The sequence below is a fragment of the Alloyangia pacifica genome (genome assembly GCF_003111685.1).
Taxonomy (GTDB): domain Bacteria; phylum Pseudomonadota; class Alphaproteobacteria; order Rhodobacterales; family Rhodobacteraceae; genus Salipiger; species Salipiger pacificus_A.
Window position 1 is genome coordinate 945,976 of the sequence record NZ_CP022189.1, and the last position, 23,720, is coordinate 969,695.

28 protein-coding genes and 1 other RNA gene are annotated in these 23,720 nt (G+C 67.9%); 22 read left to right on the top strand and 7 right to left on the bottom strand.

The genetic code is table 11. The annotated features are described in order from the left end of the window. Positions 1–160: 160 nt before the first annotated feature. The gene (locus CEW88_RS04530) at positions 161–907 is read left to right on the top strand and encodes an SDR family oxidoreductase (protein WP_193989054.1); all 747 of its coding nucleotides are present in this window, start codon (positions 161–163) and stop codon (positions 905–907) included. 21 nt (positions 908–928) lie between these two features. After that, positions 929–1,768, top strand: coding sequence for a fumarylacetoacetate hydrolase family protein (locus tag CEW88_RS04535; protein WP_108964880.1), 840 nt, complete (start codon positions 929–931; stop codon positions 1,766–1,768). A gap of 104 nt (positions 1,769–1,872) precedes the next feature. Here the strand turns inward: CEW88_RS04535 and CEW88_RS04540 are convergent, their stop codons facing one another. After that, positions 1,873–2,427 (bottom strand): CHAP domain-containing protein, encoded by a 555-nt coding sequence (locus tag CEW88_RS04540; RefSeq protein WP_108964881.1) that lies wholly within the window; start codon positions 2,425–2,427, stop codon positions 1,873–1,875. A 262-nt stretch (positions 2,428–2,689) separates the two neighbouring features. Continuing rightward, positions 2,690–3,214: a peptidoglycan-binding domain-containing protein gene (locus CEW88_RS04545; RefSeq protein ID WP_108964882.1), complete on the bottom strand. Its 525-nt coding sequence runs from the start codon at positions 3,212–3,214 to the stop codon at positions 2,690–2,692. 196 nt (positions 3,215–3,410) lie between these two features. On the opposite strand from CEW88_RS04545, the gene CEW88_RS04550 reads away from it, so the two are divergent. From CEW88_RS04550 to CEW88_RS04575, 6 genes are all read left to right on the top strand, one after another. Next, positions 3,411–3,734: a 2Fe-2S iron-sulfur cluster-binding protein gene (locus CEW88_RS04550; protein WP_092429612.1), complete on the top strand. Its 324-nt coding sequence runs from the start codon at positions 3,411–3,413 to the stop codon at positions 3,732–3,734. Between the two features lie 161 nt (positions 3,735–3,895). Next, positions 3,896–4,480, top strand: a complete 585-nt coding sequence (locus CEW88_RS04555; RefSeq protein WP_254694435.1) for a VCBS repeat-containing protein — start codon at positions 3,896–3,898, stop codon at positions 4,478–4,480. A gap of 160 nt (positions 4,481–4,640) precedes the next feature. Continuing rightward, positions 4,641–5,453 carry a TIGR00282 family metallophosphoesterase gene (locus CEW88_RS04560; protein WP_108964883.1) on the top strand — a complete coding sequence of 271 codons (813 nt, stop codon included), beginning with the start codon at positions 4,641–4,643 and terminating at the stop codon, positions 5,451–5,453. Then, positions 5,453–6,415: a DMT family transporter gene (locus CEW88_RS04565; protein WP_108964884.1), complete on the top strand. Its 963-nt coding sequence runs from the start codon at positions 5,453–5,455 to the stop codon at positions 6,413–6,415. The genes CEW88_RS04560 and CEW88_RS04565 overlap by 1 nt, the downstream gene beginning before the upstream one ends. After that, a complete protein-coding gene (locus CEW88_RS04570) occupies positions 6,412–8,190 on the top strand; it encodes an SLC13 family permease (RefSeq protein ID WP_108964885.1) in 1,779 nt (592 codons plus the stop codon). The genes CEW88_RS04565 and CEW88_RS04570 overlap by 4 nt, the downstream gene beginning before the upstream one ends. A gap of 158 nt (positions 8,191–8,348) precedes the next feature. Next, positions 8,349–9,089: a YebC/PmpR family DNA-binding transcriptional regulator gene (locus CEW88_RS04575; protein ID WP_108964886.1), complete on the top strand. Its 741-nt coding sequence runs from the start codon at positions 8,349–8,351 to the stop codon at positions 9,087–9,089. Between the two features lie 100 nt (positions 9,090–9,189). On the opposite strand, the gene CEW88_RS04580 is transcribed toward CEW88_RS04575, so the two are convergent. Continuing rightward, a complete protein-coding gene (locus CEW88_RS04580) occupies positions 9,190–9,477 on the bottom strand; it encodes an antibiotic biosynthesis monooxygenase family protein (RefSeq protein WP_108964887.1) in 288 nt (95 codons plus the stop codon). A gap of 9 nt (positions 9,478–9,486) precedes the next feature. Further along, positions 9,487–10,101: a hypothetical protein gene (locus tag CEW88_RS04585; protein ID WP_108964888.1), complete on the bottom strand. Its 615-nt coding sequence runs from the start codon at positions 10,099–10,101 to the stop codon at positions 9,487–9,489. A gap of 196 nt (positions 10,102–10,297) precedes the next feature. On the opposite strand from CEW88_RS04585, the gene CEW88_RS04590 reads away from it, so the two are divergent. The 9 genes from CEW88_RS04590 (at position 10,298) to CEW88_RS04630 (ending at position 16,866) form a co-directional block, all read left to right on the top strand. Beyond that, a complete protein-coding gene (locus tag CEW88_RS04590; protein ID WP_108964889.1) occupies positions 10,298–11,029 on the top strand; it encodes an alpha/beta fold hydrolase in 732 nt (243 codons plus the stop codon). A 9-nt stretch (positions 11,030–11,038) separates the two neighbouring features. Then, on the top strand, positions 11,039–11,467 hold the full coding sequence (locus CEW88_RS04595) for a VOC family protein (protein WP_108964890.1): 429 nt from the start codon (positions 11,039–11,041) through the stop codon (positions 11,465–11,467). A gap of 59 nt (positions 11,468–11,526) precedes the next feature. Continuing rightward, positions 11,527–12,543 carry an ester cyclase gene (locus tag CEW88_RS04600; RefSeq protein WP_108964891.1) on the top strand — a complete coding sequence of 339 codons (1,017 nt, stop codon included), beginning with the start codon at positions 11,527–11,529 and terminating at the stop codon, positions 12,541–12,543. A 251-nt stretch (positions 12,544–12,794) separates the two neighbouring features. Then, complete coding sequence (locus CEW88_RS04605; RefSeq protein ID WP_108964892.1) at positions 12,795–13,502, top strand: alpha/beta fold hydrolase; 708 nt, start codon at positions 12,795–12,797, stop codon at positions 13,500–13,502. Between the two features lie 50 nt (positions 13,503–13,552). Then, positions 13,553–13,955, top strand: an RNA gene (gene rnpB, locus CEW88_RS04610) — RNase P RNA component class A. A 168-nt stretch (positions 13,956–14,123) separates the two neighbouring features. Further along, positions 14,124–14,291, top strand: coding sequence for a 50S ribosomal protein L33 (gene rpmG / locus CEW88_RS04615; RefSeq protein ID WP_007799108.1), 168 nt, complete (start codon positions 14,124–14,126; stop codon positions 14,289–14,291). Positions 14,292–14,598: 307 nt separating this feature from the next. Beyond that, entirely contained in the window at positions 14,599–14,958 is a 360-nt protein-coding gene (locus CEW88_RS04620) for a hypothetical protein (protein ID WP_235940282.1), read from the top strand. 127 nt (positions 14,959–15,085) lie between these two features. Then, positions 15,086–16,222 carry an aminodeoxychorismate synthase component I gene (locus CEW88_RS04625; protein WP_108964893.1) on the top strand — a complete coding sequence of 379 codons (1,137 nt, stop codon included), beginning with the start codon at positions 15,086–15,088 and terminating at the stop codon, positions 16,220–16,222. Next, positions 16,180–16,866 carry an aminotransferase class IV gene (locus tag CEW88_RS04630; RefSeq protein ID WP_254694436.1) on the top strand — a complete coding sequence of 229 codons (687 nt, stop codon included), beginning with the start codon at positions 16,180–16,182 and terminating at the stop codon, positions 16,864–16,866. Before CEW88_RS04625 ends, CEW88_RS04630 begins: the two co-directional genes overlap by 43 nt. Before the next feature lie 79 nt (positions 16,867–16,945). Here CEW88_RS04630 and CEW88_RS04635 read toward each other — a convergent pair whose 3' ends face one another. Further along, positions 16,946–17,689 (bottom strand): Bax inhibitor-1/YccA family protein, encoded by a 744-nt coding sequence (locus CEW88_RS04635; RefSeq protein ID WP_108964894.1) that lies wholly within the window; start codon positions 17,687–17,689, stop codon positions 16,946–16,948. Positions 17,690–17,918: 229 nt separating this feature from the next. Beyond that, positions 17,919–18,143 carry a DUF1127 domain-containing protein gene (locus CEW88_RS04640; RefSeq protein WP_108964895.1) on the bottom strand — a complete coding sequence of 75 codons (225 nt, stop codon included), beginning with the start codon at positions 18,141–18,143 and terminating at the stop codon, positions 17,919–17,921. Between the two features lie 126 nt (positions 18,144–18,269). On the opposite strand from CEW88_RS04640, the gene CEW88_RS04645 reads away from it, so the two are divergent. Further along, on the top strand, positions 18,270–19,142 hold the full coding sequence (locus CEW88_RS04645; protein WP_108964896.1) for a LysR family transcriptional regulator: 873 nt from the start codon (positions 18,270–18,272) through the stop codon (positions 19,140–19,142). A 3-nt stretch (positions 19,143–19,145) separates the two neighbouring features. Here the strand turns inward: CEW88_RS04645 and CEW88_RS04650 are convergent, their stop codons facing one another. After that, complete coding sequence (locus CEW88_RS04650) at positions 19,146–20,111, bottom strand: NADPH:quinone oxidoreductase family protein (RefSeq protein ID WP_108964897.1); 966 nt, start codon at positions 20,109–20,111, stop codon at positions 19,146–19,148. Between the two features lie 300 nt (positions 20,112–20,411). Between CEW88_RS04650 and CEW88_RS04655 the strand changes: the two genes are divergently transcribed. The 4 genes from CEW88_RS04655 (at position 20,412) to CEW88_RS04670 (ending at position 23,656) form a co-directional block, all read left to right on the top strand. After that, complete coding sequence (locus tag CEW88_RS04655; protein WP_108964898.1) at positions 20,412–20,798, top strand: helix-turn-helix domain-containing protein; 387 nt, start codon at positions 20,412–20,414, stop codon at positions 20,796–20,798. 138 nt (positions 20,799–20,936) lie between these two features. Then, the gene (gene hisN / locus CEW88_RS04660) at positions 20,937–21,683 is read left to right on the top strand and encodes a histidinol-phosphatase (RefSeq protein WP_235940287.1); all 747 of its coding nucleotides are present in this window, start codon (positions 20,937–20,939) and stop codon (positions 21,681–21,683) included. 112 nt (positions 21,684–21,795) lie between these two features. Then, on the top strand, positions 21,796–23,136 hold the full coding sequence (locus CEW88_RS04665; RefSeq protein ID WP_108964900.1) for an 8-oxoguanine deaminase: 1,341 nt from the start codon (positions 21,796–21,798) through the stop codon (positions 23,134–23,136). Between the two features lie 40 nt (positions 23,137–23,176). Further along, complete coding sequence (locus CEW88_RS04670; RefSeq protein WP_108964901.1) at positions 23,177–23,656, top strand: CAP domain-containing protein; 480 nt, start codon at positions 23,177–23,179, stop codon at positions 23,654–23,656. Positions 23,657–23,720: the final 64 nt, after the last annotated feature.

Below are 23,720 nucleotides of genomic sequence, written 5' to 3' on the forward strand. Positions count from 1 at the left end.
AAGTTCTGGATATGGACACGGACACGGACATGGACGGGGGCGCCGGGCGCATCATAGGAAGAACGCGCAGCATCAGTGAGATCCTTTGCGAGAGCAGGGGAGGCCCGGTCGGGATTGGCTGCCGGGCGCGTGATGTCTGCAAGAGGGAGCAGGAGGAAGAATGAACTTGGAGAAAAGACTTGCCGGCAAGAGGGCGGTGATCACCGCTGCCGGGCAGGGGATCGGCCGTGCCACGGCGGAGCGTTTCGCCGCCGAAGGGGCCGAGGTCATCGCCACCGACATCAATGAGGCGGCGCTGGAAGAGCTCGGGCAGATCGCGGGCATCACCGCCAAGAAGCTCAACGTGCTCGACGGCGCGGCGATCAAGGCCTTTGCCGAAGAGGTGGGCGCGGTCAACGTGCTGTTCAACTGCGCAGGCATCGTCCACGCGGGCACGCTTCTCGAGGCCACCGAGGACGAATGGGATTTCGCCTTCGACCTTAACGCCAAGGCGCAGTTCCGGATGATCCGCGCCTTCCTGCCGGGAATGCTCGGTAATGGCGGCGGCTCGATCATCAACATGTCGTCGGTCGCCGGGCCGATCACCGGGCCGGTCAACCGGCTGGTCTATTCGGCCTCCAAGGCCGCCGTGGTCGGGTTGACCAAGGGTGTCGCCGCCGATTACGTGACCCAGGGTATCCGCTGCAATGCGATCTGCCCGGGCACGGTCGACAGCCCCTCGCTGCACCAGCGCCTGCGCGACACCGGCGATTACGAGGGTGCACTCAAGGCCTTTGTCGCCCGCCAGCCGATGGGCCGGGTGGGCGATCCGAACGAGGTGGCCGCGTTGGCGGCCTATCTCGCTTCCGACGACTCCGGTTTCACCACCGGTCAGGCCCACGTCATAGACGGCGGCTGGACCACCTAAGACTTCAAAAGGAACCCCCCCATGAAATTCGCACGTTACGGCGCCCGCGGCGCTGAGAAACCCGGCCTGATCGACGCCGACGGCAAGCTGCGCGACCTCTCGGGCCACGTCTCGGACATCGCGGGCGATGTGCTCGCCGACCTCGACACGTTGAAGTCGATCGACCCGGCCTCGCTGCCGCTGGTCGAGGGCGAGCCGCGCTACGGTGCCTGCGTCGGCGGCACCCGCAAGTTCATCTGCATTGGTCTCAACTACGCCGACCACGCCGCCGAAAGCGGCATGGACGTGCCGCCCGAGCCGGTGATCTTTGCCAAGTTCACCTCGGCGATCTGCGGCCCGAATGATCCGATCATCATTCCCCGCAACTCGGTCAAGACCGACTGGGAGGTCGAGCTGGGCTTCGTCATCGGCAAGACCGCGAAATACGTGGCCGAAGAAGACGCGATGGATCACGTCGCGGGCTTTTGCCTGATCAACGACGTCTCGGAGCGCGAATTCCAGGCCGAGCGCGCCGGCCAATGGGTGAAGGGCAAGTCCTCGGACAACTTTGGCCCGACCGGCCCCTGGCTGGTAACCCCGGACGAGGTGGGTGACTTCGACAACCTCGGCATGTGGCTCGAGGTGAATGGCGAGCGTGTGCAGGACGGCTCCACCGCCACCATGGTCTACCGCGTGCCCTTCCTCGTCTCCTACCTGTCGCAGTTCTTCACACTCGAGCCGGGCGACATCATTTCGACCGGCACGCCTCCGGGCGTCGGCCTCGGCTTCAAGCCGCCGCGCTACCTGAAGGCGGGCGACACGGTGGAGCTGGGCATCGAGAAGCTCGGCACCCAGAAGCAGATCTGCGTGGACGACGAATGAGGTCGGCGCCTTGCTCCCGCGCGGGGCAGGGCACCTTCCGAAAACAACGCGGCGCGGTCCCATGGACCGCGCCGTTCATCATTTCGAGGCAGGCCGAATGCGGCTCAGTTGAGACGCGAGGGGTAGATGAATCCGTTGACCGGGTAGACGCTTCCGAAGGTGCCGGGGTTGCTCTCGAGCCGCACCTCGGACCAGTCGTTGCGCGGCGAGACATCGACGACCGCCATCTTCAGCGACACCTGATTGCGGTGCCAGTTGGCGTGATCGACCATCACTTCGCGCGGCGAGACGACCTCGGAAACCACGGCGACATGGCCCATCGGCAGCCGCGAGGTCTTGCTGAAGGCCATCACCGCGCCGATGGCCGGTCGGGTGCCGCGGTCGTAAAGGTTCTTGGCTTGGCCCCACCAGGTTTCAGCATTGCCGCGGATGTTGATGCCACTGAGATTGCGCGCGTAGGGAACACACCAGACCCTCTGGCCGTTGGACTGCAGCTTCTTTGCCTCACGCAGGGCCAGTTCCTGGCGCTGGGGGCTCAGCTCGATATCCGACAGCCGCTGGATCTCGGGCGTGTTGGAGCAGGCGGCGGTGATCATCAGGAGAAACGCGCAGGCGACCGGTGTGGCCCGCGACCTGAGTGTGGCGTTTTCCACGCGCATTGTGTCCCTCGGCATCTTGTTGTTCTGCTCGGCGCCGCTGTTCCCGCGGCGGCCTCATGCGAAGGATGGTAAACTCAATGTTTGTAACAAATCGAAGAATTCGTGACCCCTTGGAACCGGCGGATTTTCGCCTATACGTTCTCTTTCCGTTCCGGAAGCCCTCCGAACATTCCGCACCAAGTGACCAATTTTTAACCACTTAGGTGGAGTCTTCGGGTGGCATGCTCCCGCCCGCCGCGTGAAAAGCCGCTCCGCCGGCGCTTCACCCGGTTGATTCCGTGATCTCGGACAGGTCCACCGGGACGAGGCCAAGCGCCCGGGCGGTCTCTAACGACAACTGTCCGCTCTCGAGCCCGCGCGCCGTCTGGTAGCGGCGCACCGCGGCGCGGGTCGGGGCATCCATCGCGCCGGTCACTGCGCCGGAAAACTCTCCGCGCGCCGCCAGCGCCCGCTGCACCGAGGCGACGAACTCCGGGGTCATCTGCGCGGGGCAGGGCGCCTCGAAGCGCATCTCGCCGCGCGGGCGCACCAGCTTCGGCACCTGGGTGCGGCGGTAGATCGGCGCGCGCAGCACCGTGCCATCCTCGGCGATCTCGGCCTGCACCACCAGCACTTCGCCCTGGACCTGCTCATAGATCGCCGGGATGTGCTCGCGGGCCCAGCAGCTGCCGTCCGCGGCCCGCTCGGGGGGCAGCGGCGCTTCCTCGTCGGGCGGCTGCGGCGCGCCGCAAGCGGCGAGCAGCGACAGCAGCACAGGCAGGCAGGCGCGGGGCAGGATCGGGGGCATGGCTCGGGCCTCAGGTCGTCTTTTGCGGCGGACCCTAGCAACTGCCGCGGAACCGGGGAAGGCCGGGGCGCCGTCTACAGCGTGATCTGCCGGGCGCAGGCTGCGCTTTCGGCACGGAAAGCACAGTGCTGCCCTCTGGACCCGCCCCCGATACGAAGGCTACAACGCGCCCTGACGAATGATGGAGACAAGGCCGATGGCGAAGATCACCTATATCGAGTTTGGCGGCACCGAGCATGTCGTAGAGGTTCCGAACGGCCTGACCGTGATGGAAGGCGCGCGCGACAACAATATCCCGGGCATCGAGGCCGATTGCGGCGGAGCCTGCGCCTGCTCGACCTGCCATGTCTACGTGCACCCCGACTGGATCGAGAAGCTGCCGCCGAAGGACGACATGGAAGAAGACATGCTCGACTTCGCCTTCCAGCCCGACGCCGACCGCTCGCGCCTGACCTGCCAGCTCAAGGTGACCGATGCGCTCGACGGTCTGGTCGTGCAGATGCCGGAGAAGCAGATCTGAGCGAAGCGCCCCGATCCCCGCGCGGCGCGCTCCGCGCGCGTTTTGCGGCGCTTGCCCTGGGGGCACTCCCGGGGCTGGCGCTTAGCCTTGTCCTCGGCGCCGCGCGCGCCGAGACGCCCGCCGCCCGCTATGCAGAGCCCACCACGCGCTACGATCACGGCGTGCTTGGCGATGCGGTGGAATGGGGCGCGCTGCGGTTCGACGGCCCCGACGGCCCGGCGCTCCTGCGCCTGCCGCAGACCCGCGTCTTCGAGGACATCGCCCCGCGCGTCGTGCCGCTCCCCGAGGGCGGCTGGGCCGCGCTGGTGGTCGAGAGCGATCAGTCCAAGGGCGCCCGACTGGCGCTCTACACCCCCAGAGGCCTGCTCGCCGCCACCGTCTTCATCGGGCAGGCGCACCGCTGGCTCGCCCCGCTCGGCGGCGCCGACCTCGACGGCGACGGCGCTCTTGAGCTGGCCTATGTCGACCGCCCACACCTTGCCAAGACCCTGCGCGTGGTGCGCTACCGCCCCGGCGACCCGCAGCTGCGCGACGTCGCGGCGCGGCCCGGGCTGACCAATCATCGCATCGGCTGGGATCATATCGCGGGCGGCCTGCGCGACTGCGGCAGCGGCCCCGAGATGGTTCTGGCTGACGGCGATTTCTCCCGCCTCGTCGCGGCGCGCCTCCGCGCAGGCCGCCTCGAATTGCGCGATCTCGGCGCCTGGACGGCGGCACGCTCCGAGGCAGCCCTGCGCTGCCAATAAAGCCGCGGGCCTCCGAGCTCGAAGCCCCAAGCCGCCTCCTTTCTTTCCAAATACGCCCGCCGGGGGCGGTCCCCGACCGTCCGCCAAAGCGTCGCCGGGACAGCCTGCCGCGACCGAAAGGGGCTTTGCTTTCCCGTCCGCCGCGCGTACCCATGCTCACATGAGAACACTCTTTCTTGGGGACGTGATGGGCCGCGCCGGGCGGGCTGCCATCGCCGAGACCCTTCCCCGCCTGCGCGAAGACTGGAAACTCGATTTCGTCGTGGTGAACGGCGAGAACGCCTCGAGCGGCACCGGGCTGACCGGCGCCCATGCCAAGATGATTCTCGAGGCCGGGGCCGACGTGGTCACGCTGGGCGATCACGCCTTCGACCAGAAGGAAATGCTCACCTACATCGAGAGCGAGCCGCGCATCATCCGCCCGCTGAACTTCGCCAAGCAGGCGCCGGGCCGCGGCGCCGCGCTCTTCACCGCCCGCCGCGGGCGCAAGGTGCTGGTGCTGCAGGTGCTGGGGCAGGTCTTCATGAAACGCGCCTTCGCCGATCCGTTTTCGGCGGTGGACGAGGTGCTGCGGCGCCACCCGCTGGGCGGGCAGGCGCAGATGATCCTCGTCGACATGCATTGCGAGGCGACCTCGGAGAAGATGGGCATGGGGCATTTCTGCGACGGGCGCGCCAGCCTTGTCGTCGGCACCCACACCCACGTCCCCACCGGCGACGCGCAGATCCTGCCGGGCGGCACGGGCTACCTGACGGATGCCGGCATGTGCGGCGATTACAACTCGGTGATCGGCATGGAAAAGGCCGAGCCGATGCGCCGCTTCGTCACCGGCATGGGCAAGACCCGCTTCCAGCCGGCGCTCGGCGAGGCGACGCTCTCTGGCGTGCTGGTCGAGACCGATGACCGCACCGGCAAGGCGACCTCGGTGCGCATGGTGCGCCAGGGCGGGCGGCTGGAGCAGGCCGGCCCCTGATGCACCGGGCCTTGCCCTTTCTCGCGCTGATCGCGGTGGGTGCGCTTTGGGGCGCGGGCCAGCCGCTGTCCAAGATCGCCGTATCCGAGGGCTACCGCCACGTCGGCATCCTGTTCTGGCAGCTGGCCCTTGGCGCGCTGTTGCTGGGTACTGTGACCCTGCTGCGCGGGCGCAGCCTGCGGTTCGCACGCGGGGATCCGCCGCTGCTGCTGTTCGTGGCGCTGGCAGGCACGGTGCTGCCGGGCATCTCCTCGTATACCGCCGCCGTGCATTTGCCCTCGGGGCTGATCTCGATCCTGCTCTCGGCGGTCCCGATGTTCGCCTTCCCGCTGGCGCTGGCGCTTGGCAACGACCGCTTCTCGCGGCGGCGCCTCGCCGGGCTCTCGCTGGGGCTGGGCGCAGTGGCGTTGCTGGTGCTGCCCGAGACCAGCCTGCCCGAGCCGGGTATGGCGCGCTGGATCCCCGTCGCGCTGGTCTCCTCGGTCTTCTACGCGCTCGAAGGCAACGTGGTGGGCCGCTGGGGCACGCGCGGGCTCGACCCGGTCAAGCTGCTGGCCGGGGCCTCGGCGCTTGGCGCGGTGATCGCCCTGCCGATGGCGCTGCTCGGCGGTCAGTTCATCGACCCGCGCCCGCCCTGGGGCGCGCCGGATCTCGCGATCCTGGCGGGTTCGGCGATCCATGCGCTGGCCTATGCGGGCTACGTGGCGGTGGTGGCCTCGGCTGGGGCGGTCTTTGCGGTGCAGGTCAGCTATCTGGTAACACTTTTCGGGCTCTTCTGGGCCATGCTCTTCCTAGGCGAGAGCTACAGCGGGGCGATCTGGGGGGCGCTGCTCATGATGTTGGCAGGCATGGCGCTGGTGCAGCCGCGGCCGCGCCACATTCTTGTAAGCGCCGGCGCATCCGCTAAGAATGAGCGGCGCTTCAACGGGTCGGGCGCGCAGACAGGCGACGTACAAGTATGAATTTCTTCGAGCTGAGCCAGACGGCACAGGCCTGGGTCACGATCGGCACGGTCCTTGCGATGTTCCTGCTCTTCATCCGCGAGACCTACCCGACCGAGGTGGTGGCGATCGGCGGCACCGCCTTCCTGCTGGCCATGGGCGTGCTGCCCTACCAGGATGCGCTCAGCGTGCTGTCGAACCCGGCCCCCTGGACCATCGCGGCGATGTTCGTGGTGATGGGGGCGCTGGTGCGCACCGGCGCGCTCGACACCTTCGCCACCTACGCGCAGGCGCAGGTGCAGCGCCGGCCGAAAAAGGCCATGGCGGTGATCATGGGCGTGGTGATCCTTGCCTCGGCCTTCATGAACAACACGCCGGTCGTCGTGCTGATGCTGCCGGTCTTCGTGCAGATCTCGAAATCGCTCGGCCTTCAACCTTCCAAGCTGCTGATCCCGCTGAGCTATGCCGCGATTCTCGGCGGCACCACCACGCTCATCGGCACATCGACCAACCTGCTGGTCGACGGCGTGGCGCGGGCCCAGGGGCTCGAGGCCTTCAGCATTTTCGAGGTCACCCCGCTGGCGATCATCCTCGTGGCCTGGGGCATGCTCTACCTGACCTTTGTCGGGCGCTTCTTGCTGCCCGACCGCCACTCCATGGCGGGGATGCTGTCGGATCGCTCGCGGATGAAGTTCTTTACCGAGGCGGTGGTGCCGCCCGACAGCGACCTCATCGGCCGCGAGGTGCTCGGCGTGCAGCTCTTCAAACGCGAGGGTGTGCGGCTGATCGACGTGGTGCGCGGCGACGAGTCGCTGCGCCGCAACCTTGAAGGGGTGACGCTGCAGGTCGGGGATCGGGTCGTGCTGCGCACCCAGATGACCGAGCTTCTGTCGCTGCAGCGCAACAAGTCGCTCAAGCGCGTCGACCAGGTCTCGGCCAAGGAAACCACCACGGTCGAGGCGCTGATCTCGCCCGGCTGCAAGATGGTCGGCCGCAGTCTCGGCGGGCTGCGCCTGCGCCGCCGCTTCGGGGTCTACCCGCTGGCGGTGCACCGGCGGAACCAGAACATCGGCCGCAAGATCGACGAGCTTGTAGTGCGCGTCGGCGACACGCTGCTGCTCGAGGGCGCCCCCGAGGACATCAAGCGTCTCGCCGAGGAAATGGAACTGGTCGACGTCTCGCGCCCCTCGGCCCGCGCCTTCCGCCGCGGCCATGCGCCGGTGGCCATCGGCGCCATGGGCGGCATCGTGGTGCTGGCGGCGCTCGGCGTCGCACCGATCCTCGCGCTGGCGGTGATCGCCGTGGCGGTGGTGCTCTTCACCCGCTGCATCGACAGCGACGAGGCCTTCTCCTTCGTCGAGGGTCAGCTGCTGGCGCTGATCTTCGCCATGCTCGCCATCGGCGCGGCGCTGGAAGCCTCTGGCGCGGTGCAGCTGATCGTGGGGGCCATCGCGCCGCTGCTCGAGACGCTGCCGGGACCGCTGCTGGTCTGGGCGGTCTTCCTGATGACGTCGATCCTGACCGAGGCGGTGAGCAACAACGCCGTCGCCGTGGTGGTCACGCCGATCGCCATCGGTCTCGCGCATCACCTTGGGATCGATCCGCGCCCGCTGGTGGTGGCGGTGATGGTTGCGGCCTCCTGCAGCTTCGCGACGCCCATCGGCTACCAGACCAACACGCTGGTCTACGGCCCCGGCGGCTACCGGTTCTCCGACTTCCTCAAGGTCGGCGTGCCGCTGAACGTGACCATGGGCATCCTCGCCGCGATGCTGATCCCGCTGTTTTTCCCGCTCTGAGCGGGGCGGGGCGCATAGCGGCGGCCCGAATGTGCAGGGCCGCTCCGGTCTTAGGCGTCCGCATCCCTGCAAAACAGGGGCGTCGGGCTTGCGGGGGCGGGGGGCTCTGGGGTATGAGACCGCGATATTCCACATGACAGACGAGGCAAGGGGTCCACATGGCCGGCCATTCCAAATGGGCAAACATCCAGCACCGCAAGGGCCGTCAGGACGCGGTGCGCGCCAAGCTCTTCTCGAAATTCTCCAAGGAGATCACCATCGCCGCCAAGATGGGCGATCCCGATCCCGAAAAGAACCCGCGCCTGCGGCTCGCCGTCAAGGAAGCCAAGAGCCAGTCCATGCCCAAGGACAACATCGAGCGCGCCATCAAGAAGGCGATCGGCGGCGACGGTGAGGATTACGAGGAAATCCGCTACGAGGGATACGGCCCGAACGGCGTGGCTGTGATCGTCGAGGCGATGACCGACAACCGCAACCGCACCGCCTCCAATGTGCGCTCGACCTTCACCAAGAACGGCGGCAACCTCGGCGAGACCGGTTCGGTTGCCTTCATGTTCGAGCGCAAGGGCGAGATCATCTACAAGGCCGCCGCCGGTGACGCCGACACCGTCATGATGGCGGCGATCGAAGCTGGCGCCGAGGATGTCGAGAGCGACGAGGAAGAGCACGTCATCTACTGCGCCGACACCGATCTGAACGAGGTCGCCACCGCGCTCGAGGCTGAGCTTGGCGAGTCGGAATCGACCAAGCTGATCTGGAAGCCGACCACCACCACCGAGCTCGATCTCGACTCGATGCAGACGCTGATGAAGCTGGTCGATGCGCTCGAAGACGACGACGACGTGCAGCGCGTCACCACCAACTTCGAAGCTTCCGACGAGGTCATGGCCCAACTCTGAGCCGCGCCAACTCGTGCAATGCCGAAGGGGCGGGGGGAGACTCCAGCCCCTTTTTCGTGCCGCGCCGCGATCCCGGACGCGGGGGCGGCGCAGCCACCTCCTAGCGCGGCGTGTAGTGACGCATCTCGTCGATCATTCCGAGAAACGGCCGGATGTGCCCGAAGAACTCGCGGAATTCGGCGCTGCCGCGGAATTTCTCCATGTGATCCTCGGCCGAGGTCCACTGGATGCGCAGGATGAATTGAGTAGCGTCCTCGTCGCACTGGCAGATCTCGAACTCCAGCGCGTAGGGCGAGCGCAGCAGCGGCGCCCGCGCCTCGGCATAGGCGCGCAGGAAGTCGTCCTGCTGCGCCTCGGGCACCGTGTAGCGGATGTACTCCACCGTCATGTGGCGGGCTCAGACGCGCGTGATCGCCAGCTCGACCACCCCCGGCACGGTTCCGGAATAGGTGGCGGTCAGTGCCAGATCGAGATCGCCCAGCGTAATGTGCGTGTGCTGCGCGCGCCGGTCGCCGCCGCGGTCCTCAAGCTTCTCGCCGATGCGCAAGACGAACTCGCTGCCGTCATGCGCCATGCCGTCGAGCGCGCGCTTGGGCATCACGCCGGAATAGAGCTCCACCCGGTCCGCGGTCGACTTCGGGCAGGCGCCGAAGACGATGAAAAACGCACTGAGCGTGCCGACGCTCTCGTCGTGGAAATCGTGGCGGAAGCCGATCGAGGCGCCGACCCCGCCAGCGCTGTTCTCGGCGGTGGCGCCGACGGCCTGGAAGCCCGCGATCACCTGCGGCGGTAGCGCCGTCTCCAGCCAGTCGCCGGCATGCAGCGCGTCGCCCATGAGGTGCCAGGTCAGCTCGGTGTCGTTGGCGATGACGAATTCCACCTGCTGCGCCGGGGCAGGGTGCGGCATGGCGCCGAGATCGCCGCGCATCGCCTCGAAAGCGCCGAGGATGTCATGCGCTCTGATGGGGGTGCTGTGGGGCGGACTCCCCGCGTTTGTGGCAAAACCTGCCATGACTATATCTCCTGGAAATGGACTTCTTGCAAAAATACGAAACCCAGTTTGCCGCAATCGGGGCGGCGCACCAACAGCCTTTCTGTGGCAGGCGGCAAACCGCCAGCGCTGCCCGTCCCGGGGCCCTTGCCTCGCGCCGGATCAGGCGTCAGTTTGGCGCCGACAGATGCAGCCGCCGCAAGACATGCAAGGACCGATGACCCAATATCTCGACATGCCCGACTATCGCCTCGCCTATGTCCACACGCCGGGGGAGGGACCGACCGTGGTCTTCCTGTCGGGCTACAAGTCCGACATGGAAGGCACCAAGGCCCTGCATCTCGAGGCCTGGGCCAAGTCCCGCGGCCGCGCCTTCCTGCGGCTTGACTACTCCGGCCACGGGCAGTCCGGCGGCACCTTCGAGGACGGCTGTATCGGCGATTGGGCGGCGGATGCGCAGGCGGTGATCGAACATGCCACCTCGGGCCCGCTGATCCTCGTCGGCTCGTCGATGGGCGGCTGGATCGGCAGCCTGCTGACCCAGCGGCTGAAGGACGTGCGCGGCTTCGTCGGCATCGCCGCCGCGCCGGATTTCACCGAGGACGGCTTTTGGGCCGGGTTCTCCGAGGCCGAGCGGACCGAGGTGATGGAGACGGGCGTGGTCTACCTGCCCTCGGCCTATGGCGATCCCTATGCCGTCACCCGCAAGCTGATCGAGGATGGGCGCGAGAACCTCGTGCTGCGGAGCCCGCTGCCGATGCCCTTCCCGGTGCGGCTGGTGCAGGGCACCGAAGACGAGGCGGTGACCCGCGAGACCGCGCTGCGCCTGCTCGACCACATCGACAGCCCCGACCTGCGGCTCACGCTGGTGAAGGGCGCCGACCACCGCTTTTCCGAGCCCGAGAACCTGACCCATATCGAGACCGCCATCCTCGAGGTTGGCGGCTGAGGAGAGACCATGGACCATCGCATCAGCCTTATCACCCTTGCCGCCCGTGACCCCGAGGCGCTGGCCGGCTTCTACGAGGCGCTGGGATGGCAGCGCGTCGATGCGGTGCCCGGCATGGTGGTCTTCGACCTGCTGGGGCAGGCGATCGGCATCTATTCCCGCGACGCGCTGGCCGAGGACATGGGGGTGGCCCCCGAGACCCTCGGCCATGGCGCGATGACGCTGGCGCATAACGTCGGCTCGCCCGAGGAGGTGGACGCCCTGATGGCCAAGGCCGAGGCGGCGGGGGCAAAGATCCTGCGCCCCGGCGGCGGGGTGCACTGGGGCGGGCACATCGGCTATTTCGCCGACCCCGAAGGACACGTCTGGGAGATTGCCCACAACCCGTTCTCGCCGCTCCGGGCCGAGGATGGCGCCTTCCGCTGGCGCGGCTACTGAGCCCGGCAGGGCTTTCTTAACCACGCGCGCCTAGGCTGCCCCCGGCAAGGGAGGCGGCCATGCAGGGCTTCGATCCGCAATACCGGGACTACCCCGACTACCTGCGCCAGTTGGCGCAGCAGGTCTGGTCGCGCCGGGGGCTCGGCGGCGAACAGGCGCTGGATCGGCTCTGGCACCCTCACGTGATCCTGCGCCGCCCCGGCGGCATCGGCTTCGGCCCCGAGGCGCTGCGCGCCGAGGTCTTCGAGCTGGTCTCGGCCCTGCCGGACCTCGAGGTGGTGACCGAGGATGTGCTTTGGACCGGCACCCCGCGGCGCGGGCTCCTCGGCGCGCAGCGGCTGCTGTGTTCGGCCTCGCATGGCGGCGAGGGGGTCTTTGGCGCACCATCCGGGACACGTCTGCGTTTTCGCATGCTTGCCGAGCTGCATGCCAAGGACAATCGCGTCGCCGACCTCTGGGCGGTGCGCGACACCGGGGCAATCCTGCGCCAGATCGGCCTTTCGGTGCGGGACTGGGCGCGCTGGCGACTCACCGGGCGCGACCCGGACAGCCAGCCCTTCCGCCCGCAGGTCGACGCACAGGGCCCCTACACGGGGCAGGGCGACGACAGCCGCTGGGGCGAAGCCCATGCCGCCCTGCTCGAAGAGATGATGGACGGCGGCTTCTCGGTCGCCCCGGCCCGTTACGACGCTTCCGCGCGGCTCTGCCTTCCGGGCGGAGAAATGTCGCGCGGCGCCGAAGGCGGCGAGCGCTTCTGGCTGGGGCTGCGTGCGGCCTTCCCCTCGGCGCGTTTCACCATCCACCACCGCGCCGGCGCCGAGGCGCCGCGCTGCCCGCCGCGCACCGCGCTGCGCTGGTCGCTGAACGGTCGGCACGACGGCTGGGGCCGCTTCGGCCCGCCCACCGGGGCAGAGGTGCACGTGATGGGGCTCAGCCAGGCCGAGTTCGGGCCTGAAGGGTTGCGCCGGGAATGGTCGCTCTACGACGAAGCGGCGGTCTGGATGCAGATCCACATTGGCACCGGCGCCGTCCCGGCGCAGGCGACCAGCAAGCCCGCCGCGGCGCGGCTTGGCTGAGCCCCGCGCCGCCCCGGCTGCTGCGAAGACCGCCCCACGGCGGCGGCCCGCCGGTGTGGTGACTTCCTGCTTTCGCTGGGAATCCCCGGCATATAGTCTACGTCCCACTGCAGGGACCGGCGCATCGGGCGCCGCGAAAAGTCCCGCGGCTTGACGACAGGGCAGAACGGACTTGGTGACCCAGCTCACGCATCTCATGCGCGCGGCGCCCGCCGCGCGGAACCACGACCCGGACACCCGGAGGCGGCGGCATGGCTGAGCCGCTCGTCCTGTTGCCGGAAACCATGTGCGACGCGCGGCTCTACGGCCCGCAGATCGCCGACCTCTCGCGCGAGATGGCGGTGATGGTCGCCCCCGTCCACCTCGGCGACCGCATCGAAGAGATCGCCTCGACCCTGCTCGACGTGCTGCCCCGCCGCTTCGCGCTGGCGGGCTGCGGCTTCGGCGGGATGGTGGCGATCGAGCTGCAGCGGCGTGCGCCCGACCGCGTGACGCGGCTGATGCTGATCGGCAGCTCGCCCCTCGCCGACACACCGCAGCAGGCCGACGAGCGCGACCGGCTGGTGATCAAGGCCCGCGCCGGAAAGTTCGCAGAAGCGGTCGAGGCGCTGCTCCCCGAGGAGAGCCTCGCCGAAACCCCCTATCGCGACGAGATCATGGCGCTGGTGCGCGACATGGCCGAGGGCTTCGGCTCCGATGTCTTCGTGCGGCAGGCGCGGGCCTTGCAACGTCGGCGCGACCAGCAGGCGGTCGTGCGCAAGCTTCGCATCCCGGTGATGATCGTCGCCGGGACGCAGGACACGCTCTACCCCGAGAAACGACAGAGCGTGCTGGCCGAGCTGATCCCCGGCGCGGTGCTGCGGATGATCGCGGGCACCGGCCACCTGCCCATGCTCGAGGATCCGGATGCGCTCAGCGCGGCGATCCGCGCCTGGATGCGCCTCCCGGCGCCGCGCTGAGTCGCGCCAAAGCTTGACCGCCCCCGCGCCGCCGCCTATGGGAGCCGGGCGTGGAGGGCTGGGCGGCCGCTGCGGCGGGTGACCGCCGGAGAGGAAAGTCCGGACTCGCTGAAGCATCGGTGCCGGGTAATGCCCGGGCAGGGCAACCTGACGGAAAGCGCCACAGAGAACAGACCGCCGTCCCTCGGGGCGGTAAGGGTGAAACGGTGGGGTAAGAGCCCACCGGGGGGCTGGCAACAGGCCCCGCATGGCAAGCCCCACCGGGAGCAATGCCAAATAGGGACCCCGCGCGGGGCATGATCTCTTCGGAGATATCGCCGCAGGGCCGCTTCAGCCCGAGGGGTCCGGGTTGGCAGCTTGAGCCGTGCGGCAACGTACGGCCTAGAGGAATGGTCGCACAGGGGCGGGGCAACCCGCTCTGGACAAAATCCGGCTTATAGGTCCTCCACGCATGATATCTCCTCCGTCCGCGCCGGGCGCGCTGGGGATGAATTTGGGGAAAATCCGTCTTCCTCGCGATTCCCGACCCGAGAGCTGTTGACTCCGGGCCGCGGCTGGGTAAAAGGCGGGCTCCAAGAGATTTCACGGGCGGCTTTCGCCCCCCGTTGCAGGAGAAGAAGAATGGCGAAGCCGACCACCATCAAGATCCGCCTGAACTCGACCGCCGGGACGGGCCATTTCTACGTGACCAAGAAAAACGCGCGGACCATGACCGAAAAGATGACCGTGCGCAAGTACGACCCGGTCGTGCGCAAGCACGTGGAATATAAAGAAGGCAAGATCAAGTAAGCCTTCCTTGATTTCGGATCACGAGAGCCGCACGGGAAACCGCGCGGCTCTTGTCGTTTCTGCGGCGTGCATCCCGGTTTGCGCAGGGCGCGAATTTGCCTGATGTCCGAGGCACGTGGCGGACTCCGTATGCCAAAGTGGCCCATGGTATACCGCTAAGGCCCTGATTTCCCTGCATGACGGGCATTCCGTCTCGTGGGTTTCTGCGCTTTCCCTTTCGTGAGACGCTGTGTCGCAGAAATTTCGGCCGCCCAAGTCGCGGTCCCTCCCTCCCGGCGCGTTCCGCGCAGATCCGAAAGAGACCCATATGATCAAATCTTCTCTCCTGGCCGCCCTGGCCATTGCCCTTCCCATGTCGCTGCCGCTGGCTGCGTCCGCCGCCTCGCTGACCCTCTCCGAGCCGCTCGCCGGTGGCACGCTGCGCGAGGGCACCGTGGATATGTCCGTCTACACCCAGCCCGTGGATGAAACCGGCATCGAGGTCGTCGCCTTCTACACCGAGCGCGCAGGTGGCGAGCCGATGCGCCTTGCGATGCGGCTCGAGGATGGTGACAGCACCACCTTCGGCCTGCCGGGGGTCTCGGGCGTCTCCTACCGTTTCGAGCGCGCCGCCGAGGCGGTCACCGTGACCAGCGCCCCGGCTCGCAGCGAGCTTGCGCTGAACTGAGCGGTGTCCGTGTCGCATCGGCCAAAGGCCGTCCCCGCGGGGACGGCCTTTTTGCTGCGCATTGGCCTCTCGCGCGGACCGCGGCGCTCTGCTAGGGGTCGCGCGACGAAGCAGGGGCCGGGTAGCGATGGACGAAACGCGGATCATTCTTGAGGCAGGACCGGGCGGCGCAGCGGCGCTCTTCGAGCGTCCGCGCGAACTGGTCACCGCGTCGAGCCCCGCCGGGGCGCTCGTGGCGCTGGCGCGGCTCGAGCAGGCCCGGGCCGAGGGCTTCTGGGTCGCGGGTTACGCCGCCTACGAGTTGGGCTTCGCGCTGGAGCCGTCGCTGGCGCAGCTCTGGGCACCCGGTGCCCCGCTGCTGCACTTCGGTATTTTCGACGCCCCGCAGGATGCCTCGGAGGCGCTGGAAGAGATGCCGGGACAGGGCGCGCGGGTCACCTCCGTGACGCCGCTCTGGTCAGCAGAGCGCTACGCCGGGGCCTTCCACGAAATCAAGGAGATGCTGGCGGCGGGCGACCTCTATCAGGTCAACCTGACCATGCCGGTGGAGGCCCGCTTCGAGGGCACGCCCGAGGCGCTCTGGGCGGCGCTGCGGGCCTATCAGCCGGTGGGCCACGGTGGCTTTGCACAGCTTGGGGGCGAGACGATCCTGTCTTGCTCGCCAGAGCTTTTCTTCCAGCTCGACGCAAGGGGCCGCATCGAGGTGGCGCCGATGAAGGGCACCGCCCCGCGGGGCGCCACCCCGGCGGAGGACGATGCGCTGCGCGAGGCGCTGGCGGCGGACGAGAAGAACCGCGCCGAGAACGTGATGATCGTGGACCTGATGCGCAACGACCTGTCGCGGCTGGCGCGGCCGGGCAGCGTCAAGGTGCCCGAACTGCTGAAGGTCGAACGCTATGCCACGGTGCACCAGATGGTCTCGCGGGTGGCGGCCGAGCTCGAGGGGCGCCCCTCGGTGACGGACCTGCTGCGGGCGATTTTCCCTTGCGGCTCGATCACCGGGGCGCCGAAGATCGCTGCGATGAAGGCGATCCACCGGCTCGAGGGATGGCGCCGCGGGGTCTATTGCGGCGGGCTCGGCTGGATGGCGCCGGATGGGACGGCGGAGTTCAACGTGGCGATCCGCACGCTGAGCGTGACCGGCGCGGGCCGCGCCCTGCTGGGTGTCGGCGGCGGCATCGTGCAGGACAGCAGCTGCGAGGCGGAATACGAGGAGGCGCTGTGGAAAGCCCGATTCCTGACCGGATTGATGCAGCAGGGCTGAGCCCCGAGCTGCGGCTGATCGAAACCCTGCGCTGGCAGCCTGGCAGCGGACCCCTGCGCGGCGCGCGGCACGTGGCGCGCTGCCTGCGCAGCGCGGCGGCGCTCGGCATTCCGCTGGAGCGGGCGGCGCTGGAGGCTGCATTGGCTGGGTTTTATGCCGACAGCCCGCGGCGGCTGCGGCTGACCGTGGGCCGGGCGGGGGATATCGAGATCACCTCGGCGCCCTTCGATCCCGCCGCTGTCCCCGCGGGGACGCGGGTGATGCTCTGCGCCGTGCGGCTCGACCCCGGGGCGGCGCTGCTGCGCCACAAGACCACCGCGCGGGCACTCTATGACGCGGCGCTTGGGGCGCGGCCCGAGGGTGTGGATGAGCTGCTCTTTCTCAACACCCGCGGCGAGCTCTGCGAGGGGGCTTACACGAATGTCTTTCTGGAGCGTGAAGACGGCGCGCGGGTGACCCCGGTGCTGGCGTCAGGGCTGCTGCCGGGGGTACTTCGCGAGACGCTGCTGGAGGAGGGCGCCTTTGCCGAGGCAGTGGTCAGCCTTGCCGATCTGCGGCGTGCCAAACGGCTCTGGATCGGCAATTCGCTGCGCGGGCTGATGGGGGCCGAGCTGCTGCGCGGAGAGGTGCCATCGCCGCTTTGAGGCCGCCGGGGCGCGCCCAAAGAAAAGCCCCGCCAGACCGGGGTCTGGCGGGGCCGGGATGCCGGTGCTGGCGGCGCGATTACTCGCGGTTGCCCATCAGCTGCAGCAGGAACATGAACAGGTTGATGAAGTCCATGTAGAGGTTCAGCGCGCCGACGATGGCCGACTTGGCGAGCCATTCGCTGTCGCCGCTGGCGGCGTGCTGGATGTAGGTGTTCTTGATGTTCTGCGTGTCATAGGCGGTCAGGCCGGCGAAGATCAGCACACCCAGGATCGAGATGGCGAAGTGGATCGCCGGCGAGCCGAGGAAGATGTTGATGATCGAGGCCACGAGGATGCCGATCACGCCCATGATGAGGAACGACCCCCAGCCGGAGATGTCCTTCTTCGTGGTGTAGCCCCAGAGCGACAGGCCGGCGAAGGCGATCGCGGTCACCAGGAAGACCTGGGCGATCGAGAAGCCGGTGAAGGCCACGAAGATCCAGCTCAGCGACAGCCCCATCACCGCCGCGAAGGCGTAGAAGAAGAGCTGCGCGCCGGCGGCGGACAGGCGCTGGAGGGCCGCGCCAAAGGCGAAGACCATGATCAGCGGTGCAAACATGACGATCCAGCCGAGGATGTTCGGCTGAAGGGTCATCGGGTCGCGGAAGACCGCCAGAAGATTAGGGCTCGTGCCGACGGCCCAGGCGACTGCGAAGGTCAGCAGCATGCCCACGGACATGGTCGCATAGACCTTGTTCATGTGCGCGCGGAGCCCCGCGTCAATCTGGGCCGCGCGTGCGCCAGCCGCGCCGTGGGTCCGGATTGTGTTCAAGTCTGCCATCGGGTCGTGTCCTCCGAGTTGAATATGTGCAGCAGCAGTATAACTGTTCGGGTCCGATATTGGCAGCGGCTTGCTTCTTTTCAAGAAGGGCGATGCGTAAAAGAGACTGTTTATGAACTAAAATTGCCCTCTCCGTTCAGCCGCGGCGGGGCGGCGGCGGAGAGGGCAGTGCGGGCCCCGGGGGGAGCGGACCGAAAAGTGAAATGGCGCGAGGGGCTTGCGGCAGGGCTCAGAGGCGCCAGTGGCTCGGCGCGTCCCAGAAGCCGCGCTTGGCCTCTTCCAGTGCCTGGCGCCTGGTCAGACCCAGATCGCGCAGCAGATGATCGTCGAGCTCGGCGAGCTTGCGGCGCTGGCGGGAGAGGCCGAGCAGCGCGACAAAATGGGTCAGCAGGGATGCGCGGCGCAGCGGGCGGTGCCCGATCCGGGCGCGGGGCAGGGCAATATCACGGAGCATGAGGCTATCCTTCACATATGCTGATGTGTTTGGGTGTTTCCATGTTGCTGTGTGATGAGTTATGCTGCGAGGGAGGATATCTGTAAAACGAATGTTCCTGAAGCAAATCATCACGGAGCTTGATGTATGCGAAACCTCGATCTGACGACCCTGCGTTCGTTCGTGGCGGTGGCGGATGCCGGCGGGGTGACCCGCGCGGCGGGCTTTCTGAACCTGACGCAATCGGCGGTCTCGATGCAGCTCAAGCGGCTCGAGGAGATGCTGGGGCTGGCGTTGCTCGACCGCTCGGGGCGGGGCGTGGCGCTGACGCCCGCCGGCGAGCACCTGCTGAAATACGCCCGCCGCATGGTCGAGATGAACGACGAGATCTACGCCCGGCTCACCCGGCAGGAGTGGGAGGGGGAGATCGTGCTCGGCGTGCCGCATGACATCGTCTACCCGGTGATCCCGCGGATCATGAAGCGCATGCAGCGCGATTACCCGCGGGTGCGGGTGCAGCTGATCAGCTCCTATACCTCGGATCTCAAGGAACAGTTCGCCCGCGGCGCCATCGACGTTATCCTCACCACCGAGAGCGCGCCGGGCGAGGGCGGTGAGGCGCTGCTCGAGGTGCCGCTGCGCTGGTTCGGTGCGCCGGGCGGCACCGCCTGGCGGAGCAAGCCGCTGCGGATTGCTTTTTCGCGCCGCTGCGGCTTCCGGCCCGTCGCCATCGCGCAGATGGAGCGCGAGGGGCTCGACTGGGAGCTGGCGGTGGATTCCGAGATGGACCGGACCATCGAGGTCTCGGTCTCGGCCGATCTTGCGGTGACGCCGATCCTCGAGGGGCACGCGCCGCAGCATTTCGAGATGATCCCGCAGGGCGTATTGCCGGACCTCGGGCTGCAGCAGATCTGCCTTTATGGCTCGGCCGCCAAGCCGCAGATCATCGCGCCGATGCTGGAGATGCTGCGCAGCGAGTTCTGCACCCTGCGCCGCCGCCCCGAGTTGGCGGCGGAATAGGGCTCAGCCGGGGATCTCGATCACCACCTTGCCGGTCGAGGTGCGGTTGCGCAGCAGATCGAGCCCCTCGGCGACGGCGGACAGCGGCAAAACGTGGCTGATGTGCGGCTGCAGCTTGCCCTCGGCGTGCCAGGCGAAGAGTTGCGCCAGCGAGCCGGTCAGCGCCTCGGGGCGGAAGGTGAGGTAGCCGCCCCAGTAGAGCCCCATGACGGTGAGGTTCTTGACCAGCAGGTGGTTGGCCTTGATCTGCGGGACGGTGCCGCTGGCGAAGCCGATGGTCAGCAGGCGGGCTTCGGGGTTGCAGGCGCGGAAGGCGGCGTCGAACTGCGCGCCGCCCACCGCATCATAGACCACGTCGGCGCCGCCAAGCGCTTTCACCTCGGCGCGCAGGTCTGCATCGGTCGCGTCGATCAGGTGATCGGCCCCGGCGCGGCGCGCGACCTCGAGCTTTTCCGGCCCGCGGGCGCAGGCGATGACCCGCGCGCCCATCAGCTTGCCGATCTCGACCGCGGTGAGGCCAACGCCGCCCGCCGCGCCGAGCACCAGCAGCGTCTCGCCGGGCTGCAGCCGGGCGCGGTGGTCCAGTGCGAGGTGGCTGGTGCCATAGGCGATCTGGAACCCGGCGGCGACGGTGCTGGACATGCTCTCGGGCAGCGGCACGGCGCGGGCGGCCTCAAAGACGCCGTATTCCGCCAGCCCGCCCTGGCCGCCAAAGAGCGCAACGCGGTCTCCGGGGTGGGGATGCTGGACGCCGGGACCGACGGCATCGACCACTCCGGCGACCTCCATCCCGAGGGTGAAGGGCGGCTCGGGCGTGTCCTGGTAGCGGCCCTCGATCATCAGAAGATCGGCAAAGTTGAGTCCGCAGGCCTCGATCCGGAGGCGAATCTGCCCGGCGCCCGGCACTGGAAGGGGCGTCTCGATGAGATTCGGTGGCGTGCCAAACGAGTCAATCCGATAGGCTAGCATTACATATCCCTCGGTATAGGTTTTGGGTTTGCCCGCTTAAGTAAAGGCTTGTCGCGCTCAGAACTTGGCAAAAATGTGAAAGCACCGAAAGCGACGTTAAGTCATTGTTTGGATTTACAACCGTGGAGTGAATTACCTCCGTGACGCTCATCGGCAGCGGCGCAACTCACTTGATCTGCATCAAACAAGCAAGGTAGCTTTTGTTCACGTAAAAAGTGTGGCTCCGGCCGCTGCTGTGAGCGGTCGGTTTTTTTGTTGGTGCTCTGCATTTTTTCGCAGGGCGAGTGAAAGGAAGAAACGATGACGCATCCCGTGGACGTGCATGTGGGTAAACGCATTCGTCACCGCCGCTGGCTTGTCGGAATGACGCAGCAGCAACTCGCAGAACATGTCGGTATCAAGTTTCAGCAGATCCAGAAATACGAAACCGGTGCGAACCGCGTCAGCGCGTCCCGGTTGTGGGATATCGCCGACGCCCTCGAGGTGCCGGTGAGCTTCTTCTTCGAGGGGATCGAGAGCGGCCAGTCCGCCGACGAGACGACCGCCACGCCCGCCAGCCCGTCCATGCCCGCCGACATCCTCGGCGACAAGGAGGCGCTCGACTTGGTGCGTTCCTACTACGCGATCCCCGAGAACCAGCGCCGCCGCCTGTTTGAATTGGCCCGGGTGCTCTCGGACGTCGCTTGAGCCTTGGAGCCCCCTGCGTTAGCTGGATCCGGTAGGATCGTGCAGCAGGGGGCCGTCATGGCTGAGACTTCCACCGGAATTTCCGCAGACTTGATTTCCGCAGACTTGGCCGAAGAGCTCTGGCAGACCGCCGCCGAGATGGCCGAGGCCGCGCGCGCGGCAATCCTGCCGCATTTCCGCGCCGAGGGGCTTGGTGCGGACAACAAGCTCTCCGAGGGGTTCGACCCGGTGACCGTCGCCGACCGCGCCGCCGAGCAGGCGATGCGCGCCGTCTTGGCGGCGCGCCGTCCGATGGATGCCATCCTCGGCGAGGAATACGGCCACGAGTCGGGCGAGAGCGGGCTGACCTGGGTGCTCGATCCGATCGACGGCACCCGCGGGTTCCTGTCGGGCACGCCGACCTGGGGTGTGCTGATCGCGCTGTCGGATGCCTCGGGCCCGGTTCTGGGGGTGATCGACCAGCCCTATACCTCCGAGCGCTTCGAGGGGGGGCTTGGACGTGCCGTCTGGTCCGGCCCACTGGGTGCGCGTCCGCTGGCGTCCCGGCCGGCGCGGCCGCTCTCCGAGGCGATCCTCTTCACCACCTTCCCCGAGGTCGGCACCGAGGCCGAGGCCGCCGCCTTCCGCCGGGTGTCGGCGCAGGCGCGGCTCACCCGCTACGGCATGGATTGCTACGCCTATGCGCTGCTCGCCGCCGGGCAGATCGACCTGGTGATCGAGGCCGGGTTGCAGGCCTATGATGTGCAGGCGCCGATCGCGGTGATCGAGGCGGCGGGGGGCCTGGTCACCGACTGGCAGGGCGGCAAGGCCCATGAGGGCGGTCAGGTGCTGGCCGCCGCCAATGCCGAGATCCACGCCGCCGCGCTGGCGCTGCTGAACGGCTGAGGGCGCGGCGCGCATTCTTCGGCAAATCCCGAAACAGCCTCATCCGGGGTCAGTCTTTCCTTCGATGCCCGGAAGGGGCAGGGTGGCGCTATCCACCCGAGGAGCCCCCAAGATGAGTGAAATCCTGATCCGCAACGCGCGCACTGTCCTGACCATGGATGATGCCGGGACCGAGCTAGCGGATGTCGACATCCTGCTGCGCGACGGGGTGATCGCCGAGATCGGCCCTCGGCTCGAGACCGAGGGCGAGATCGTCGATGCGCGTCATTGCGTGGTGACGCCGGGCCTCGTCAACACCCATCACCATCTCTACCAGGGGCTGACCAAGGCGGTGCCCGGCGGGCAGGACGCGCTGCTCTTTGGTTGGCTGCAGACGCTCTATCCGATCTGGGAGCGCTTCGGGCCCGAGGAATTCTACGTCTCGGCGCAGGTCGGGCTCGCGGAACTGGCGCTCTCGGGATGCACGCTGAGTTCCGACCACCTCTATCTTTATCCCAACGGCGCGCGGCTCGATGACAGCATCGCCGCAGCCGAGGACCTGGGCGTGCGCTTCCATGCCACGCGCGGCAGCATGAGCATCGGCGTCAGCGAGGGCGGGCTGCCGCCGGACTCGCTGGTCGAACAGGAGAGCGCCATCCTCGAGGATTGCATCCGGGTGATCGACGCCTTCCACGACCCTTCAGAGGGCGCCATGGTGCGGGTCGGCGTCGCGCCGTGCTCGCCCTTCTCGGTGAGCCGCGAGCTGATGCGCGACAGCGCCATCCTCGCCCGCGACAAGGGGGTGATGATGCACACGCACCTTGCCGAGAACGACGAAGACGTGGCCTATTCGCTCGAGAAATTCGGTTGCCGCCCGGGGCAATACGCCGAGGATCTGGGCTGGACCGGCCCGGACGTCTGGCACGCCCATTGCGTGAAGCTCGACGGGCAGGAGATAGACCTGTTCGCCGCCACCCGCACCGGCGTGGCGCATTGCCCCTGTTCCAACTGCCGCCTCGGCTCGGGCATTGCGCCGGTGCGCGCGATGCTGGATGCGGGGGTGAAGGTCGGGCTGGGTGTCGATGGGTCGGCGAGCAACGACATGGCAAACCTCGTCGGCGAGGCACGGCAGGCGATGCTGCTCCAGCGGGTGCAGCACGGCGCCGACGCGATGAGCGCCCGTGCGGCCCTGCGGGTGGCGACGCGGGGCGGGGCCGAGGTGCTGGGCCGCAACGATTGCGGGCAGGTTGTCATCGGCATGCGCGGAGATCTGGCGCTTTGGGATGTCAGCGGGCTCGGAAGCGCCGGATCCTGGGACCCGGCGGCGCTGCTGCTGGCAGGACCGCAACAGGTGCGGCACCTTTTTGTCGAGGGGCGGCAGGTGGTGCGTGACGGACGCATCGCGACGATAGACATTGAGGCCGCGCTGCGCCGCCACGGGGAAATGGCGCGGACGCTCGCCGGGTTCGGCTGAACCCGGTCCTGAGGGGAACACATCTGACCGGAGGATTTTCATGCGACCTGCGCTGACTGCCCGACTGCTGCCGCTTGCCCTTTGCGCGGCGCTCTGCGCCTGCGTGGTGGTGCCGCTGCCGCAGACCGAGACCGGGGGCGAGCCCGCGCGCTTCCTCGAAAACCCCTCGGGGGCGCAGCTCAACGCGCTCCGCGAGAGCCGAGGGCTGGCGCCCCTGAGCTATTCGCCGGTGCTGCAGAAGGTGGCGCAGGGCCATGCCGACGACATGGCGCGAATGAACGAGATGACCCATACCGGCAGCGACGGCAGCACCATCGGCGAGCGCATCCAGCGCCGCGGCTACAACCTCCGGCGTGGCGCCGAGAACATCGCCGAAACGGGCCGCGGCCTCGGTCGGGCGATGGAGATCTGGACCAACTCTCCGCCGCACCTGTCAAACATGCTCATGGAGGATGTGAAGGAATATGGCATCGCGGGGACCGGCGACTATTGGGTCATGGTGGTCGCCCGGGTGAAATGACCCGCGCTGCGGGCAGAGGGCTCCGGCGCGGCGCAGGCTTGCCGGGCGTCGCCGCCGCGCCATC

Excerpts from the sequence above, each read along its gene's own strand:
- CEW88_RS04535 (WP_108964880.1), top strand. The coding sequence starts at position 929 with ATGAAATTCGCACGTTACGGCGCCCGCGGCGCTGAGAAACCCGGCCTG.
- CEW88_RS04670 (WP_108964901.1), top strand. The coding sequence starts at position 23,177 with ATGCGACCTGCGCTGACTGCCCGACTGCTGCCGCTTGCCCTTTGCGCG.
- CEW88_RS04550 (WP_092429612.1), top strand. The coding sequence starts at position 3,411 with ATGGCGAAGATCACCTATATCGAGTTTGGCGGCACCGAGCATGTCGTA.
- CEW88_RS04590 (WP_108964889.1), top strand. The coding sequence starts at position 10,298 with ATGACCCAATATCTCGACATGCCCGACTATCGCCTCGCCTATGTCCAC.
- CEW88_RS04595 (WP_108964890.1), top strand. The coding sequence starts at position 11,039 with ATGGACCATCGCATCAGCCTTATCACCCTTGCCGCCCGTGACCCCGAG.
- rpmG (WP_007799108.1), top strand. The coding sequence starts at position 14,124 with ATGGCGAAGCCGACCACCATCAAGATCCGCCTGAACTCGACCGCCGGG.
- CEW88_RS04650 (WP_108964897.1), bottom strand. The coding sequence starts at position 20,111 with ATGCTAGCCTATCGGATTGACTCGTTTGGCACGCCACCGAATCTCATC.
- CEW88_RS04665 (WP_108964900.1), top strand. The coding sequence starts at position 21,796 with ATGAGTGAAATCCTGATCCGCAACGCGCGCACTGTCCTGACCATGGAT.
- CEW88_RS04645 (WP_108964896.1), top strand. The coding sequence starts at position 18,270 with ATGCGAAACCTCGATCTGACGACCCTGCGTTCGTTCGTGGCGGTGGCG.
- CEW88_RS04620 (WP_235940282.1), top strand. The coding sequence starts at position 14,599 with ATGATCAAATCTTCTCTCCTGGCCGCCCTGGCCATTGCCCTTCCCATG.
- CEW88_RS04580 (WP_108964887.1), bottom strand. The coding sequence starts at position 9,477 with ATGACGGTGGAGTACATCCGCTACACGGTGCCCGAGGCGCAGCAGGAC.
- hisN (WP_235940287.1), top strand. The coding sequence starts at position 20,937 with ATGGCCGAGGCCGCGCGCGCGGCAATCCTGCCGCATTTCCGCGCCGAG.
- CEW88_RS04655 (WP_108964898.1), top strand. The coding sequence starts at position 20,412 with ATGACGCATCCCGTGGACGTGCATGTGGGTAAACGCATTCGTCACCGC.
- CEW88_RS04530 (WP_193989054.1), top strand. The coding sequence starts at position 161 with ATGAACTTGGAGAAAAGACTTGCCGGCAAGAGGGCGGTGATCACCGCT.
- CEW88_RS04565 (WP_108964884.1), top strand. The coding sequence starts at position 5,453 with ATGCACCGGGCCTTGCCCTTTCTCGCGCTGATCGCGGTGGGTGCGCTT.
- CEW88_RS04585 (WP_108964888.1), bottom strand. The coding sequence starts at position 10,101 with ATGGCAGGTTTTGCCACAAACGCGGGGAGTCCGCCCCACAGCACCCCC.
- CEW88_RS04570 (WP_108964885.1), top strand. The coding sequence starts at position 6,412 with ATGAATTTCTTCGAGCTGAGCCAGACGGCACAGGCCTGGGTCACGATC.
- CEW88_RS04560 (WP_108964883.1), top strand. The coding sequence starts at position 4,641 with ATGAGAACACTCTTTCTTGGGGACGTGATGGGCCGCGCCGGGCGGGCT.
- CEW88_RS04575 (WP_108964886.1), top strand. The coding sequence starts at position 8,349 with ATGGCCGGCCATTCCAAATGGGCAAACATCCAGCACCGCAAGGGCCGT.
- CEW88_RS04600 (WP_108964891.1), top strand. The coding sequence starts at position 11,527 with ATGCAGGGCTTCGATCCGCAATACCGGGACTACCCCGACTACCTGCGC.
- CEW88_RS04635 (WP_108964894.1), bottom strand. The coding sequence starts at position 17,689 with ATGGCAGACTTGAACACAATCCGGACCCACGGCGCGGCTGGCGCACGC.
- CEW88_RS04545 (WP_108964882.1), bottom strand. The coding sequence starts at position 3,214 with ATGCCCCCGATCCTGCCCCGCGCCTGCCTGCCTGTGCTGCTGTCGCTG.
- CEW88_RS04640 (WP_108964895.1), bottom strand. The coding sequence starts at position 18,143 with ATGCTCCGTGATATTGCCCTGCCCCGCGCCCGGATCGGGCACCGCCCG.
- CEW88_RS04540 (WP_108964881.1), bottom strand. The coding sequence starts at position 2,427 with ATGCGCGTGGAAAACGCCACACTCAGGTCGCGGGCCACACCGGTCGCC.
- CEW88_RS04605 (WP_108964892.1), top strand. The coding sequence starts at position 12,795 with ATGGCTGAGCCGCTCGTCCTGTTGCCGGAAACCATGTGCGACGCGCGG.
- CEW88_RS04625 (WP_108964893.1), top strand. The coding sequence starts at position 15,086 with ATGGACGAAACGCGGATCATTCTTGAGGCAGGACCGGGCGGCGCAGCG.